Source organism: Ulvibacter litoralis (assembly GCF_900102055.1).
Classification (GTDB): Bacteria; Bacteroidota; Bacteroidia; order Flavobacteriales; family Flavobacteriaceae; genus Ulvibacter; species Ulvibacter litoralis.
In genome coordinates, this window is record NZ_FNBA01000005.1 from 139,257 (window position 1) to 153,764 (window position 14,508).

Sequence of the window (14,508 nt, forward strand, 5' to 3'; positions counted from 1 at the left end):
ATTAAGGTCTTTATATCGAACAACTTGCTCCACTATCACTTTTAACTCCCAATTTTTTCAAAATAGTTTCTAATAAACACCATTTTGTAAATGCCGACTGAATTAAATTCACACCAATAAAAACGGTGAACCACATCCAATTCGGACTCACATAAACACTTAACACCACGCTAAGTAAGACCATTACACCAACAATAACTCTAAAATATGTATTTAACATTGTAATTAATTTTTACGTTTATATAGATTTTTCAATAGGAACTACTACCGCTTTTATCGGATTGTTTGTTTCTAATTGAGTATTAAATTCTTTGATTGAGTTGAATAGTACATCGATATTTTCGGCTTCAGTAAAAGAGAAAAATAGATTTGATTCATTGCCTCCTTTTTCTGCGGAAAACCAATTAGAAGCCATTAAAACTGAAGTTCCATTTTTATGACCATCAATGTCCGAACTACTAAAATTTTCAATATTTGCATTTTTGAATAACCTCAAAACATCCTTTTGAAATTGCTCAACAGCTGTAACGATAACTAATTTCATTTTCTTATGATTTATTGTCCCTTCGAATGCAGTCGAGAATTCGTTTCAGCATAAAGCTTTATATAGAGTTCGTCTGCATTCAATCAAACAGGTTATTATTTATGATTCTTTTTCTCTATCATGTAATACACCAACGGCACAACCAATAACGTCAATACTGTGGAAACGATAGTTCCTCCCATTAACGAGATGGCCAACCCTTGAAAAATTGGATCGAATAGTATTACAAAGGCTCCAATTACTACTGTTCCTGCAGTGAGCAGAATAGGGGTAGTACGCACAGCACCAGCTTCAATGGCCGCTTGCTTTAACGGTACTCCTTCAGCGGTTCGTAAGTTGATAAAGTCAATGAGCAATACTGAGTTTCGAACCATAATTCCAGCCAATGCAATCATTCCAATAAAAGAAGTTGCTGTGAAAAAGGCTCCCATAATCCAGTGACCTAAAATAATTCCGATCAAAGAAAGTGGAATCGCAACCATCATTACAATTGGTGCTTTAAAGTTTTGAAACCATCCAACAATTAAGATGTATATCAGAATAATAGCTCCTAAAAAGGCAATTCCTAAGTCTCTAAAAACCTCCAAGGTAATTTGCCACTCTCCATCCCATTTCACGGTATAGTCGTCTTCAAAATCTGGTTGCCCTAAATACATTTCGTTTATCTCGTAGCCTTGTGGTAACGGAATTTCTTTCAATTTCTCTTCCATTCCTAAAATAGCATACGCAGGACTTTCTAATTCCCCAGCCATATCGGCCATCACATAGACCACTCGCTTCTGATTTTTACGATAAATACTTTTAGCAGCAGTGGTTTGTTGTATAGTAACAAGATCTGCAATAGGAACCATCGTTCCTTGATTCGATTTTATTTTAAGCTGTGAGATATCTGAAATAGTTGATTTTTCCTTTTCATCCAACGCCAATACCAAACCAACTTGTGTTACTGCATCTTCATCATATAAGTTGGTAACAGAACGATTCGACAAGGCCATATTCATAGTATATGCAATTTGCTGAGGTGCTACCCCGTACAACATGGCTTTTTCTTTATTGATCTCAAACTGATATTCTGTTTGATCGGCTTCAACCATCCAATCGATATCTACCACATCGTCTGTGTTTTTCAAAATGTCTTGAATGCTATTCGCAATCTTCATTTGCTCGTTATAGTCTGGACCATACACTTCAGCAACAATCGTCGATAATACAGGAGGCCCTGGTGGTACTTCTACCAACTTTACATTCGCATTGTACTTGGATGCAATCTTCTGAATATCTGGACGCATTAAAGTTGCAATACCATGACTCTGAATATCACGTTCACTTTTGTCTATTAAGTTCACTTGGATGTCGGCCATATTACTTCCCCCTCGTAAATCGTAATGACGTACCAAACCATTAAAAGTAATAGGCGCAGAGGTTCCAACGTAGTTTTGGTAGTTTACAACTTCTGGACGCGTCGATAAGTATTGTGAAATTTCTTGCGCAACCACACCAGTTCGCTCCAAGGTAGTACCTTCAGGCATGTCGATTACAACTTGAAATTCATTTTTATTATCGAACGGCAACATTTTTACCGCCACCGATTTGGTAAAAAACAAGACCATCGTTGCCATTAAGACTAAAAAAGTTCCTCCTAAAAACAACCAACGCTTTTTGCTGTTTTCTAACAATGGTCTCTCAAATTTGTTGTAAATCTTGTAAATTAAAGTATCTTCTACCGCTTTTTCAGGTTTGTTTTCGACTCCTTTTTTATCCTTTTCTCTTAAGAAGATGTATCCTAAATAAGGTGTAATGGTCAAAGCAACAAATAATGATAAAATCATAGCAATAGATGCTCCAATAGGCATAGGCGCCATATAGGGCCCCATTAAACCTGAAACAAAGGCCATTGGCAATACTGAGGCGATTACCGTAAATGTTGCTAAAATAGTCGGATTCCCAACTTCATTAATCGCATACAGGGCAGCTTGTTTAAAAGGCAAGCGTTTCATCTTGAAATGCCGGTGCATGTTTTCAGCAATGATAATCGAGTCATCGACGACAATTCCTGTCACAAATACCAAAGCAAATAGAGTAATTCGGTTGAGGGTGTAATCGAGCATGTAATAACTCAATAAGGTGAGGGCAAATGTAATTGGTACCGATAAAAACACCACCAATCCACCGCGCCAACCCATGGCTAACATTACCACTAAAGTAACGGCAAATATCGAGCCTATAAGGTGTAAGAGTAATTCAGATACTTTATGAGAAGCCGTCTCACCATAATTTCGAGTCACTTCTACATGAACATCATCCGGAATTAAAGTAGTTCGTAAATGTTCAACTTTATCGATAATAACTTCTGAAATTTTCATTGCATCGGCACCCTTCCGTTTGGCAACCGAAATGGTAACTGCCGGATATTCCGATTTGTAAGCTCCCGACTTGTCGCTTCCTTTTCCGAAGCCCAAACTCACATAATTTAATGGAACCTCAGGACCATCAATAATGCTTGCGATTTGTTTTAAATAAATGGGCTGATTTTGTTGTACGCCAACCACGAGGTTTTCAACATCGGTAACAGAAGTCAAGAATGTACCTGTATTCACTAAAAATTCAGTGTCATTCTTATCGAAAGACCCTGCCTTTAATTGTGAATTATTGGCGCTAATCATTTCAGAAACCGATAAGAAATCCAATCCGCTAGCCGCTAATTTATCTTTGTCTAGCACCACACGTAATTGCCGATTTCTACCTCCAATTTTATGCGTTATCGCGACATCATTCACCTTTTTAATTTCGGCTTCAAGCTCTTGTGCCATCTGACCTAATTGATAGTCGTCGTAATTTTCGCTCCACAATGTTAATCCCAACATGGGAACATCATCGATGGCTCGAGTCTTTACCAATGGAAACGTTACACCTTGCGGCATTTGGTCCATATGCTTGTTAATTTCATTGTACAATTTCACAAACGAACGCTCAATATCTTCACCTACATAAAACTGTACGATGACCATTCCTTGTTCCTTCATCGACGTAGAATACACATATTCTACCCCTTTAATATTCGAAATTAATTGCTCTAAAGGCTTTATAACTCGAGACTCAACTTCTGTCGGACTCGCCCCAGGATAGCCTACAAAAATATCTGCCATTGGCACATCAATTTGCGGTTCTTCCTCGCGCGGAATCAAAAACGAGCTGTAGACTCCAACAACCATAAAAACGATCATTAAAAGCACAGTAAGCTTCGACTGTATAAAGATTTTGGCAATTTTCCCTGCGATACCTTCTTTCATCTTTGTTTTTATTATGGCGTTTTAACAGGCTGTTGTTTCAATCTTTTTTAGCTTCAGAACCATTTGCTTTTGCTCTGTATGTCGCTAAAAAAGGATTTTTGCTGCTACCTGTCTGCCGGCTGGCAGGTTCTTAACGCAATTTTTTAGTTATTGAATGTAATTTTTGCTCCATTGTAAAGTTTTCCTTCCGCAGAAACGATATACGCCTCATCCGAATTTAAACCCGACAATACTTCTACTTGATCTCCAAATGTTCTACCTAATCGTAACCAGCGTAACAAAGCCGTTTTACTTTCACTTACCGTATAGACACCAGATAGTTGTCCGTTGGTTATAATTGCTTCCGAAGGGATTAAAACCATCGTTGCTTTTTCTTTTCTTTCTACAGGAAATTGAACCGTTGTAAACATTCCCGATAGGATGGAAGCCTCTGTTTTTTTCAAGGCAATTTTCACCAAGTATTGTCCGCCAGTATTTTTAGCCGAACTACTCACTTCAGTCACAGTACCTTTCACAGTCGTATCGATAGATTTTATCAAGACATCTACTTCTGTTCCTTTTTTAATTTCAGAAATTTCAGATTCAGGAACCATTGCCATTACTTCAAAGCTCCCTGGAGTTTCGATACTAATTAGTGGAACTCCTGGATTTGCCATATTTCCGGCTTCCACATTTTTGCTCGTTATAATTCCGCTAAAAGGTGCGGTAATATTTGTGTAGGCATACTGTGCACCGATTTCATTTTTCATTTGTCTAGCACCTTCTAGTCGAGCTTTCGCCATTTCGAAATTCGCCGTCATATCGTCCATTTCTTTTTGAGAAGCGCTGTTCTCTGCAAACAAATTTTTAAACCGATTGTAATCTTTCTCTGCGTTTTTGAAGGCAGCAGTTGCTTCTGTAATTCCTGCATTCACTTGTGCGCTTTTCGCTTGTAAATCGGTGTTGTTGATGGAAACTAATAATTGTCCTTTGGACACTTTATCACCAACATTTACATGTACTTTGTTTACGTAGCCCATCATCCGCGTGCTTAAATCGGCGCTGTTGGCTGCTTGAATTTTTCCACTCGCACTTAAAAAAGGACTATTACTATTCGCTGCTACTTGGTTTACAACCACAGGGATGGCTGGTGAATTATCTACCATCGCTTTTTTGTCTTCGCTACCACAGCTCGTTAAAAATAAAGTGGCTGCACTTAGGGTGATTAGGTATATATATTTCTTCATCTCTAGATTATTCTTTGGTTAAAAACTGTAAATAAGCTTGCGCGTAATTGTATTCAAAAATTGTTTGATAGTATTCTAATTGCTTCTGCGAAAAAGTTGTTTCAGCTGTTAAGACATCTGCTGTTTTTTCAAGACCTTCTTTAAAACGATTGGTAAGAATTCGCAATGATTCTTCAGATTGTTCCATCGCTAGTGTGGTAAGTTTCAGTTTATTCTCGGCATCTGTAAAAGCACGTTTCGCTTTGTTTAACTCCAAGTTACTTTGAGAAACATATTGGTTGTATTCTAATTTTGATTTTTCAAATTCTGCCTTACTTTTTTGTGCTTTTCCGAAGCGCTTAGAACCTTGAAATAAATCCCAGCTCACTTGAGCACCAAACAAATACCCGTTGGCATCTCCTTGAAAAATTTGATCATCGTATAGCTCGTAACTACCAAAAGCATTCAGTCGTGGTAAAAAAGCCATTTTATCAGCCTTATTCATAGCTTCGTAGGCTTGAGAAGCGAATTCCATCGCCTTGATGTCTGAACGGTTTTCAGAAATGCTGTTGGCTGAAAATTCAGTAAAAGTATTGATAGCTAACGCATCGCTTGGTTGGTACATTACATAGGTTTTATCATTCATCAAGAAGGATAAATAATCGGAAGCATTCTGTACATTACTTTTTGCAACTTGTAACTGATTTTGAACTTCCGTCACGCGAACCTCTACATACAACACATCGGTGCGTTGTAAATACCCTTGCTTAAAATTATTTTCAACGATTTTCTTATTGGCGTTCGCAGCTTCCAATGCTTTTTCTAAAACATCGACAGCTTTATACGCTAGTTGCAATTGCATATACGCTTTCTCAACTTCAAGGACTAAATAGTCTGATGTTCGCTCTGTTTTTAACGACATCGCGTCCATTTTAGACTTGGCAGCTTTTCGTTGATACACACCGTCTAAATTGAGCAGTGGCTGCTGAATTTCAAATTTGGTAGCAAAGTTTTCTATCTGCGATGGATCGTTTAACAAAGCTGGATTAAAATCATTTTGCGTTAAAATCTCTTGATTTAGTTTCGAACCAAATGCCATTAATGGATTGGTAGTGGCAATTCCAGTATGACTCGCTGTGATATTGGGTAGAAAAACAGCATTGGTTTGACGGTAATCTGCTCTGGCAGCATTATAATCTTCTTCAGAAATTTTTAAAGAAGTATTATTTTCTGAAACTTTTTCTACTACTTCTGCTTTAGTAATAGAAACTTTTTCTTGCGCGAACAAAGAGAAATTTCCAAACAGCATCGAAAGTAATAGTACGTACAGTGTTTTTTTCATTAGTAATTAAATTTGATGATACAAAAATAGGGTTATAAAAGGCAGAACTCAGTAACAAAAGTTACTTAACAAAAATCGATTTATGAATTAAGAAAAGAGGTAGTTTCGTTGGCATATCTTACTTTTGAAAATTATATGGATTCACTTACTCAAATCGTATTAGGAGCAGCCGTAGGAGAGGCTGTTTTAGGCAAAAAAGTTGGAAATAAAGCCATGCTGTACGGTGCTATTGCAGGGACTATACCCGATTTAGATGTATTTGCTTCATATATTACTGATACGGTAACAGCACTTTCAATACACCGTGGTTTTACACATTCTATTGTTTTTTCGGTACTTTTCGCACCCATATTTGGTTGGCTTGTTTCTAGGTATGAGAAATATAAAGATTTTAAAGGTTGGTCTTGGCTCTTCTTTTGGGCGTTTATTACACATCCTATCTTAGATGCACACACCACTTGGGGAACTCAATTGTTTTGGCCTCATGACATTCGATTGGCATTTAAAACCATTTTTGTAATCGATCCGCTTTATACGATTCCTTTATTAGTGTTTTTGATTCTTGCTATGTTTCAGAATCGGACTTCTAAAAAGCGACGTCTGTATAATAACCTGGGATTGCTTATTAGTAGCTCTTATTTGGCGCTCACGTTTCTTTTAAAATGGGTTGCTTTTAATCAATTTGAAAAAGCTTTAGAGGTTCAAAATATTGATTATTTACAATTGGACACCAGACCGTCCCCTATGAATACGGTATTATGGAGTGCTAATGTGGAAACTGAAGATGCCTATTTATTGGGGAATTATTCGTTTTTTGATTCAAAGCCAATTACTTTTGAAACGTACCCGAAAAATCATAATTTATTAGGTGGCCTAGCGGAACAGGAAAAAGTAAAGCGTATGATTGGTATTTCTGAAGGATGGTTTACGATTATCGAGAAGCAGGACGGACTTTATTTTAATGATTTGCGCTTCGGACTACTTAGTTTGGCCCCACAATCTCAGAACTTTGTGTTTCAGTATAAAATAACGCAAGATGCTTCAGGCAGCGTAACATTCACTGAAGCTCCTAAAAATAAACGTGACGGAAAGAAATTGCTATCCGAATTGTGGAAACGTGTAAAAGGCAATTAAAAAATAATACATTAACTATTAGTGTTTTTAGCACTAATCAAATATACATATCATGAATATTACTGCGGCGTATACAGATCTCTATCAACTCACTATGGCTCAAGTTTATTTTAGTACGAAGCGTCGTGAAAGTGCAATCTTTGATTATTATTTTCGGAATAACCCATTTAAAAGCGGCTATTCTATTTTTGCCGGATTAGAAGATGTCTTAGATATTCTCGAAACACTTGAGTTCACTTCTTCTGATATTTCATATTTGAAACAACACGGATTTGAAGATGATTTTTTAGAATATTTAAAGAATTTTCGTTTTAAAGGAACTATTTATTCAAGCAAGGAAGGGGATGTTGTTTTTCCGAATCGCCCCATTTTACAGGTGGAAGCTACCATCATAGAAGCCCAAATTATAGAAACACTTTTACTAAATATTCTCAATTTTCAGACTTTAATTGCAACGAAAGCTTGTAGAATACGACAAAGTGCAAAGGATAAAGTCTTGTTAGATATGGGATTACGTCGCGCCCATGCAACAGGTGGCTACTATGCATCAAGAGCTGCTGCTATTGGTGGTTTTGACAGCACGAGTAATGTGAAGGCAGCCGAAGATTATAACATTTCGTGTTCAGGGACCATGGCACACTCATTCATACAAAGTTATGAAGACGAATTAAAAGCATTTCGTGATTTTGCTCGCATACGACCAAAAAACTGTGTCCTTTTAATAGATACGTATAATACCTTAAAAAGCGGATTGCCAAATGCCATTACAGTAGCTAAAGAAATGGAACGTGAAGGGGAGCAATTGTTGGGAATTCGTTTAGACAGTGGTGATTTGGCATATTTGTCTAAAAAAGTCCGAGTAATACTAGATGAGTCTAATTTAGAATATGTGAAAATTGTAGCTTCAAATCAATTGGATGAATATGTAATTAAAAGTCTGAAGGAACAAGGAGCTCCTATAGATATTTTTGGAGTGGGGACAAACTTGGTGACTGGAAAACCAGATGCTGCACTAGATGGTGTTTATAAATTATCTGAATACAATGGCGAGTCTAGAATCAAACTTTCCGAAAGTATAAATAAGGTATCACTTCCTTGTAAAAAGCAAGTGTATCGAATGCTAGACGCGAACGGAATGTTTTATGGAGCAGATGCAGTAGCGCTATATACCGAAGATAAGATAACGTATATGGAGCATCCTTTCGATAGTACTAAAAGTTTAGAAATTGATAGCTTTAAAAAGGAATCATTACTTGAAAAAGTTATGGAGAATGGTAAAAGAATAGTGCCTTCTCGTTCTGTTTCAGAAATTACCGAATATTCTCAATCCCGATTAAAACAACTTCCAAATGAATACAAGCGTTTTCAAAATCCGCATGTTTATAAAATAGGACTTAGCACTCCACTGAAACAAGAACGAGATATATTAATTCAAAAACATAAGTTTTAAATCGGATCTCCTGTTTTAATACTATTTAGCCATAAGCTTAACATATAAATCCATGAAAACCCTTCTTATTATTGATGCACAGAACGACTTTATGCCTGGCGGAGCGCTTCCTGTTCCTGAAGGAGATAAAATTGTCCCAATCATCAATGGGATGCAACATACATTCGATTTAGTGATTGCCACGCAAGATTGGCATCCTGAAGATCATATAAGCTTTGCTTCAAACCATAAAGGAGCATCTGTTTTTGATGAAATTGAAATTCAAGGAAAGTCACAAACATTATGGCCCAATCACTGTGTGCAAGGAACCCAGGGAGCCGAATTTCATCCCGATCTAAAAACGGAAAAATTTGAAGCTATTTTCAGAAAAGGAACGGATAGAGAGATAGATTCTTACAGTGCTTTTTATGATAATAGCCATTTAAAGTCAACAGGGTTGGCTGGCTATCTAAAGGAAAAAGGAGTTTCGGAACTTTATGTATGTGGTTTAGCAGCAGATATTTGTGTTTATTTTTCCATTAATGATGCTCTTAAAGAAGGTTTTAATTGTTATTTTATTGAAGATGCTTCAATGGCATTAGATACTGAAAAGTTTTCAGAAATAAAGAAGGAAATGATTGCTATGGGAATTCAAATTATTACTTCGGAATCTGTATCGTAATGTTACCTTAAATAGAAAACAGATTCTTCAGAATTTATAGAAACGATTCCCCAAAAAAAGGTGTTATGTGACATAAGTCACTTTTAAAAACACTTGCTTGCTATACCTTTGTAGCAATGAAAAATTGGACTTTCTTTTTTTCTATTGGGTTAAGTACTCTTATTATGTTTAACACTTTAAGAGTCCCTTTTACGTTTATATATTATGAGTTAGATCCCGTGGGCTTTATTGAAAATCTTTGTGTGAATCAAGATAAGCCCGAGCTTCAGTGCAATGGTAAATGCCATTTAAAAAAGGTGACACAATCTGCTGAAGATGATAAAACCACTAATAAAACGTCGAGTTTTGAAGTACTGTTGTTTCACCAACCTCTTATCGATTATAAAATTGTTACTTCCTTAACGCCTCAAAAAAGAGCATTCTTTTCCTATATAAATCTATATAATTTTAAGTATAAGATTTCTTGTTTTCATCCTCCACAAGGATACGTCTATCTATACAACCTATGTTAGTTAAGTAATGAATTTTCATTCAATACTAACATAAAGACTTATTCCAAATTTTAAACAATACTATGATGAAAACATTTTATAGTGTGCTGCTATGCACAGTAATTACCGCGATGTCCTTTGGTCAAACAAATGACAAAAAACAAGACACAACAGAACAAAAAGTGACTATTTTAGACGAGGTCATTGTCTCTGGAAACCTTAGAACGGACCCTATTCACACGGTTGTAACTAATAATTATGAAGAAGGAATCGTACAACCAAAAAACGTTGCCGATTTATTTAAAGACATTAACGGGTTCTCGGTGATCAAACGAGGAAACTACGCTATCGACCCAAGTTTTAGAGCGAGTCAGTACGAACAATTAAACATTCAGTATGATGGTGGAACCAAAGCGATGCACGCGTGTCCAAATCGGATGGATCCGATTACAACACATGTTATTCCTGAAGAAATCTCAAAAATTGAAATAATTAAAGGCCCTTACACCGTACGTTACGGAGCCACATTTGGAGGGATCATAAATATGGTGACACAAAAGCCCAATTATTTAGAAAAAGGATTTCACGGCAAGGTATCTGGAGGGTATGAAACGAATGGAAGTTCGCTCGCTAGCATGCTTCAGCTTCAGTATATTGAAGATAAATATGATGTTGTTGGAAATGTAGGGTATAGAGATTTTGGTAGCTATGAAGACGGAAATGGTGTTGAGATTCCGTCCTCTTTCCGAAGTACGGATTACGGAGTGAAATACGGTTATAATTTTTCTGAAAATGAACGATTACAAGCCCATTGGAGACAATCGTTTGGACGTGACGTATTACATGCTGCTTTAGCAATGGATACAGATTATGATAATAGTAGCATTCTTTCTTTAGATTATAAAATTTCTGATTTGGGTGATTTGTTTAAGAGTTTTTCAGCCAAAGCTTACTATAGTTATGTGGACCATTTAATGACTAATTTTGACAGACCCTCATTTGAAACTACTGCTTCGGAATCTGCTGTAGACGCAACAACCATAGGAGGGAAGTTAGAATTGAATTGGGACCCTTTTGAAGAGATCACTGTTTTTAGTGGTTTTGATGCCATGCATATTGCAAGAGATGGAGGGAGAACGAGAACCGTAAAACTAAATATGATGGGGATGCCTTTAGAAACACCGTTAGTTTTTAACGATAAGGTTTGGCAAGACTCTTACATTGATGATTTCGGGGTTTTTACGGAAGCAAAATGGGCCATAGATTCTACGGCGATTGTAACCGCAGGAATACGATATGACATGGTAAAAAGTAATATAAATGATCCTGAAGAAGGTTTTGCAACACGATACAATCTAGAAGAAAAAACAGACAATAATATTAGCGGAACTGTATCTATTAAAAAGATAATTGGTAAGAATGTTACTATGGAAGTGGCCTACGGAAGAGGAATTCGTTCTGCAAATATGATAGAGCGTTACATTAATCATTTTACCGTGGGACAAGATCCTTATGAATATTTAGGAAATCCAAACTTAGTTCCCGAGGTTAACAATCAATTTGAAATTGGTTTTAAAGGTCACAACAAGGACAACAGTTTTAAATTTGCTTCTAGTTTTTACTATTCAAAATTTGAAAACTATATCGTAGCCGTTGAAGACCCAACGATTACTCGCAAATTTATGCCTACAGCAGATCCACAGTTTGTAAAAGTATTTAGAAATCTAAACAATGCTTACAAAACTGGTTTTGAAGTAATGGGACAAGTTAACTTTTTAAGCGACTTTTATTTTAAAACTCAATTGGCTTATGTCTATGCAAAAAATAATGATTTAAATGAATCGCTACCGCTTACTCCTCCTTTAACCACAAATTTTAATTTAGGATTGAAACGCGAAAAATACTGGGCCAATATTGCTTATAATGTAACCAGCAAACAAAAAGATATTGCTGAAAGTTTTGGAGAAACCACAACCGATGGTTATGAAACTTTAGATGTTAAATTTGGGGTTACACCGCTTAAAGATGTAACGTTGGGCGTTGCTGTGTTGAATGTTTTTGATGAAGCGTATAACAACCATTTAAACTTTAGTTTCACAAATCAAGAGGATTTTGGAAGAACTCCAATCACAGAACCAGGAAGAAACTTTACTGCTTTTGTTCAGTATCAATTCTAATTGAGAGTAATATAATTTAGTTATATAAAAGAAAAAAGGCACTTATAACTGCATATAAGTGCCTTCTTCAAAAACAACTAAAAATCACTGATAGCAATCAGTTTACCTTCCTTGTACCTCCATGTCCACCCGCTACCACGAGCATTATTTTGATACTTAAATAAATGAATTTAAAAAATTGAAGAATTGGATTCATCATTTTAAATCGTTGGTATTTTGAAATTCTTTGGGTCATACTATTTTGTTTTTTATTCAGGAATCTTCTAGTTTCAGTTTGATTCCTATTCAGGAATCAACCACCAAAATGGTTTCATTTTAGCTTTGTAAATAAAGGCGTAGTGCAGGGCTAGTTTTAGCCAGTGTCCTGCAAGACCTATTTCTCCAAAAGTTTTTCCTAATTGTCTTCCTTGTGTATTTGGGTATTTTTCATAATCGGGAACAATTGGGTAGGTGGTAATACTCACACCGCTTCCTTTTGTCATTCCGAAGCCAGCTGAAGCAATACAAGCAGCCCCCATATTTCCCATCGAGCCTTTGTGTTCTAACGATTCTTTGCCACTTTTTATAGAATCAATAATATTGTCTGCGACCAACTTTGCAGTAATACCAGAAGGCATTCCTGTACGAGGTGGTGCGGGAGATATGACCGTTCCATTTTTGCTCACTCTAGGTTTTGAAATGGCATGTGGCGGTGCAAATGCAATTCCAGGAGCAAATATGTTTTTGTAATTTGGGTTTTGATAAGTCTCTGGCCAGTCTTTTACAGACCATTCTTCATAAGGTTTGGGTGTGTAGTCTGCATCGACTATCATAAACCCTTTAAAAAGTTTATCTGTAATGTCGGTATTGTTTTTATCATAGGCTTTAAAACCATGACCAGAAAACGACGGAATCAGCATCGCAAAATCATAGGTTTCGGTTTTGTAATCACCGTCTAAATTTTCATAATGCGCTATTCCATCTTCAATTTTATTGACTCCGGCTCCAAGTATCCATTTTATGTCTCTATCTTCAAACACCATTTCTACCATCTCATGTGACTTCATGGTCATGCTTCCGTAGGATAATAACATACCGTCCATTCCAAAATCACCTAATTGATATTCGTTAGAAATCCAAGTAACTTCGGCCATATCTCGTACATTATGCCGACGTAATTCTTGTTCTACATTTAAAATATATTCGAAGGCTGCCCCTTGACACGTAGATTTTCCGTGGCCAGTGCCGATAAGTATTTTAGCTTTCTTTCCTTTTTTCATTTCTTGAATTAAGCCTTTAAGGCCTTCCCAAGCATGATTTGCGTGTGTGTATGTGCAAACGGAATAGACTTTATTTTGTCCAGGGATTAAACCTTCAGTCGCTTCAAAATTTAATTTAGGACCGGTGGCATTAATCAAGTAATCGTAAGTAATTTTTTCTTGTTGTCCTTGTTCGTCTCCTGCAACATATTCAGCTAGAACATACGGCTTGACTTCGGTGTTATCACCTTCAGGAAAAAAAGAGATCGCCTTTGCTTGCTTGTAATGAATTCCCTTCTTTTTGTACAAGGGCGCTAATGGAAATAAAATTTGTCTCGATTTCATTCTACCAATTCCTACCCAAATATTGGAAGGAATCCATTGATAGTTGCTGTTTGGAGAAACTACCAAAACTTCATGTTCTTTTGGCAGTTTTCTCCGTAAATGAGCTGCGGCCACATGACCAGAAATACCAGCTCCTAAAATGACAATTTTAGACATTATCTATAATTTAGTTAAGTGAAATTACTATTAATGTAAAGGGTGTGAAATGATATATATCAGTTCGATTATTTACTTGAAAAACACCCTCTTATATAGTATAAAGGTTGTGAAAATAAAGGAGTTGAACAGTAACTTTTGTTACATAGAAAGGAGAAAGCTTAAAGAGCTAAGGATTCATTTTACGGTATATAAATTTTGCTAAAATGAGTCCGAAAACACCTCCTAGAGCAGAAACGATTGCGTTAATTATAAATAGTGAAGTATGAAATGTTCCGTTGTACATTATGCGCAAAGGGTCGAAGCCGAGTCTTCCAAACGATTTGATGAATAAAATACTACCAAAAACACCTATTAACGTATTTCCAGTGCTTCCGAAGGAAAACTTTTTCTTAAAATACCCAGTTAGGTTCGCTGCAATAATCCCAATAAAAACACTTAGTAAAGAAATTAAGGTAGCAGTCATAGTATTGAA

Annotated in this window: 13 protein-coding genes; 5 read left to right on the forward strand and 8 right to left on the reverse strand. The window is 36.3% G+C overall.

Annotation, left to right across the window (positions count from 1 at the left end):
- Nucleotides 1–10: 10 nt before the first annotated feature.
- From BLQ00_RS14375 to BLQ00_RS14395, 5 genes are all read right to left on the reverse strand, one after another.
- Complete coding sequence (locus BLQ00_RS14375; protein ID WP_093145009.1) at nt 11–220, reverse strand: YgaP family membrane protein; 210 nt, start codon at nt 218–220, stop codon at nt 11–13.
- 18 nt (nt 221–238) lie between these two features.
- Nucleotides 239–544, reverse strand: coding sequence for a hypothetical protein (locus BLQ00_RS14380; protein WP_093145010.1), 306 nt, complete (start codon nt 542–544; stop codon nt 239–241).
- 95 nt (nt 545–639) lie between these two features.
- Nucleotides 640–3,834: an efflux RND transporter permease subunit gene (locus BLQ00_RS14385; protein WP_093145011.1), complete on the reverse strand. Its 3,195-nt coding sequence runs from the start codon at nt 3,832–3,834 to the stop codon at nt 640–642.
- 143 nt (nt 3,835–3,977) lie between these two features.
- Nucleotides 3,978–5,060 carry an efflux RND transporter periplasmic adaptor subunit gene (locus BLQ00_RS14390; RefSeq protein ID WP_093145012.1) on the reverse strand — a complete coding sequence of 361 codons (1,083 nt, stop codon included), beginning with the start codon at nt 5,058–5,060 and terminating at the stop codon, nt 3,978–3,980.
- A gap of 7 nt (nt 5,061–5,067) precedes the next feature.
- The gene (locus BLQ00_RS14395) at nt 5,068–6,381 is read right to left on the reverse strand and encodes a TolC family protein (protein WP_093145013.1); all 1,314 of its coding nucleotides are present in this window, start codon (nt 6,379–6,381) and stop codon (nt 5,068–5,070) included.
- A gap of 135 nt (nt 6,382–6,516) precedes the next feature.
- Between BLQ00_RS14395 and BLQ00_RS14400 the strand changes: the two genes are divergently transcribed.
- The 5 genes from BLQ00_RS14400 to BLQ00_RS14420 all read left to right on the forward strand — a co-directional run bounded on the left by BLQ00_RS14400 (nt 6,517) and on the right by BLQ00_RS14420 (nt 12,294).
- The gene (locus tag BLQ00_RS14400; protein ID WP_093145014.1) at nt 6,517–7,515 is read left to right on the forward strand and encodes a metal-dependent hydrolase; all 999 of its coding nucleotides are present in this window, start codon (nt 6,517–6,519) and stop codon (nt 7,513–7,515) included.
- A gap of 49 nt (nt 7,516–7,564) precedes the next feature.
- On the forward strand, nt 7,565–8,965 hold the full coding sequence (locus tag BLQ00_RS14405) for a nicotinate phosphoribosyltransferase (RefSeq protein WP_175445461.1): 1,401 nt from the start codon (nt 7,565–7,567) through the stop codon (nt 8,963–8,965).
- Nucleotides 8,966–9,017: 52 nt separating this feature from the next.
- Nucleotides 9,018–9,626 carry a bifunctional nicotinamidase/pyrazinamidase gene (pncA, locus tag BLQ00_RS14410; protein WP_093145016.1) on the forward strand — a complete coding sequence of 203 codons (609 nt, stop codon included), beginning with the start codon at nt 9,018–9,020 and terminating at the stop codon, nt 9,624–9,626.
- Nucleotides 9,627–9,742: 116 nt separating this feature from the next.
- Nucleotides 9,743–10,138, forward strand: a complete 396-nt coding sequence (locus BLQ00_RS14415) for a hypothetical protein (RefSeq protein ID WP_093145017.1) — start codon at nt 9,743–9,745, stop codon at nt 10,136–10,138.
- Nucleotides 10,139–10,200: 62 nt separating this feature from the next.
- The gene (locus BLQ00_RS14420; protein ID WP_093145018.1) at nt 10,201–12,294 is read left to right on the forward strand and encodes a TonB-dependent receptor; all 2,094 of its coding nucleotides are present in this window, start codon (nt 10,201–10,203) and stop codon (nt 12,292–12,294) included.
- Between the two features lie 97 nt (nt 12,295–12,391).
- On the opposite strand, the gene BLQ00_RS17630 is transcribed toward BLQ00_RS14420, so the two are convergent.
- From BLQ00_RS17630 to BLQ00_RS14430, 3 genes are all read right to left on the reverse strand, one after another.
- The gene (locus BLQ00_RS17630) at nt 12,392–12,529 is read right to left on the reverse strand and encodes a hypothetical protein (protein WP_175445459.1); all 138 of its coding nucleotides are present in this window, start codon (nt 12,527–12,529) and stop codon (nt 12,392–12,394) included.
- Nucleotides 12,530–12,575: 46 nt separating this feature from the next.
- Nucleotides 12,576–14,033 carry an NAD(P)/FAD-dependent oxidoreductase gene (locus BLQ00_RS14425; RefSeq protein WP_093145019.1) on the reverse strand — a complete coding sequence of 486 codons (1,458 nt, stop codon included), beginning with the start codon at nt 14,031–14,033 and terminating at the stop codon, nt 12,576–12,578.
- 169 nt (nt 14,034–14,202) lie between these two features.
- Nucleotides 14,203–14,499 (reverse strand): hypothetical protein, encoded by a 297-nt coding sequence (locus BLQ00_RS14430; protein WP_093145020.1) that lies wholly within the window; start codon nt 14,497–14,499, stop codon nt 14,203–14,205.
- Nucleotides 14,500–14,508 lie beyond the last annotated feature (9 nt).

What these genes read in the sequence shown, in the direction of transcription:
- BLQ00_RS14390 (WP_093145012.1), bottom strand. Translation starts at nt 5,060, where the DNA reads ATGAAGAAATATATATACCTAATCACCCTAAGTGCAGCCACTTTATTT.
- BLQ00_RS14395 (WP_093145013.1), bottom strand. Translation starts at nt 6,381, where the DNA reads ATGAAAAAAACACTGTACGTACTATTACTTTCGATGCTGTTTGGAAAT.
- BLQ00_RS14385 (WP_093145011.1), bottom strand. Translation starts at nt 3,834, where the DNA reads ATGAAAGAAGGTATCGCAGGGAAAATTGCCAAAATCTTTATACAGTCG.
- BLQ00_RS14415 (WP_093145017.1), top strand. Translation starts at nt 9,743, where the DNA reads ATGAAAAATTGGACTTTCTTTTTTTCTATTGGGTTAAGTACTCTTATT.
- BLQ00_RS14430 (WP_093145020.1), bottom strand. Translation starts at nt 14,499, where the DNA reads ATGACTGCTACCTTAATTTCTTTACTAAGTGTTTTTATTGGGATTATT.
- BLQ00_RS17630 (WP_175445459.1), bottom strand. Translation starts at nt 12,529, where the DNA reads ATGACCCAAAGAATTTCAAAATACCAACGATTTAAAATGATGAATCCA.
- BLQ00_RS14400 (WP_093145014.1), top strand. Translation starts at nt 6,517, where the DNA reads ATGGATTCACTTACTCAAATCGTATTAGGAGCAGCCGTAGGAGAGGCT.
- BLQ00_RS14375 (WP_093145009.1), bottom strand. Translation starts at nt 220, where the DNA reads ATGTTAAATACATATTTTAGAGTTATTGTTGGTGTAATGGTCTTACTT.
- pncA (WP_093145016.1), top strand. Translation starts at nt 9,018, where the DNA reads ATGAAAACCCTTCTTATTATTGATGCACAGAACGACTTTATGCCTGGC.
- BLQ00_RS14420 (WP_093145018.1), top strand. Translation starts at nt 10,201, where the DNA reads ATGATGAAAACATTTTATAGTGTGCTGCTATGCACAGTAATTACCGCG.
- BLQ00_RS14380 (WP_093145010.1), bottom strand. Translation starts at nt 544, where the DNA reads ATGAAATTAGTTATCGTTACAGCTGTTGAGCAATTTCAAAAGGATGTT.
- BLQ00_RS14425 (WP_093145019.1), bottom strand. Translation starts at nt 14,033, where the DNA reads ATGTCTAAAATTGTCATTTTAGGAGCTGGTATTTCTGGTCATGTGGCC.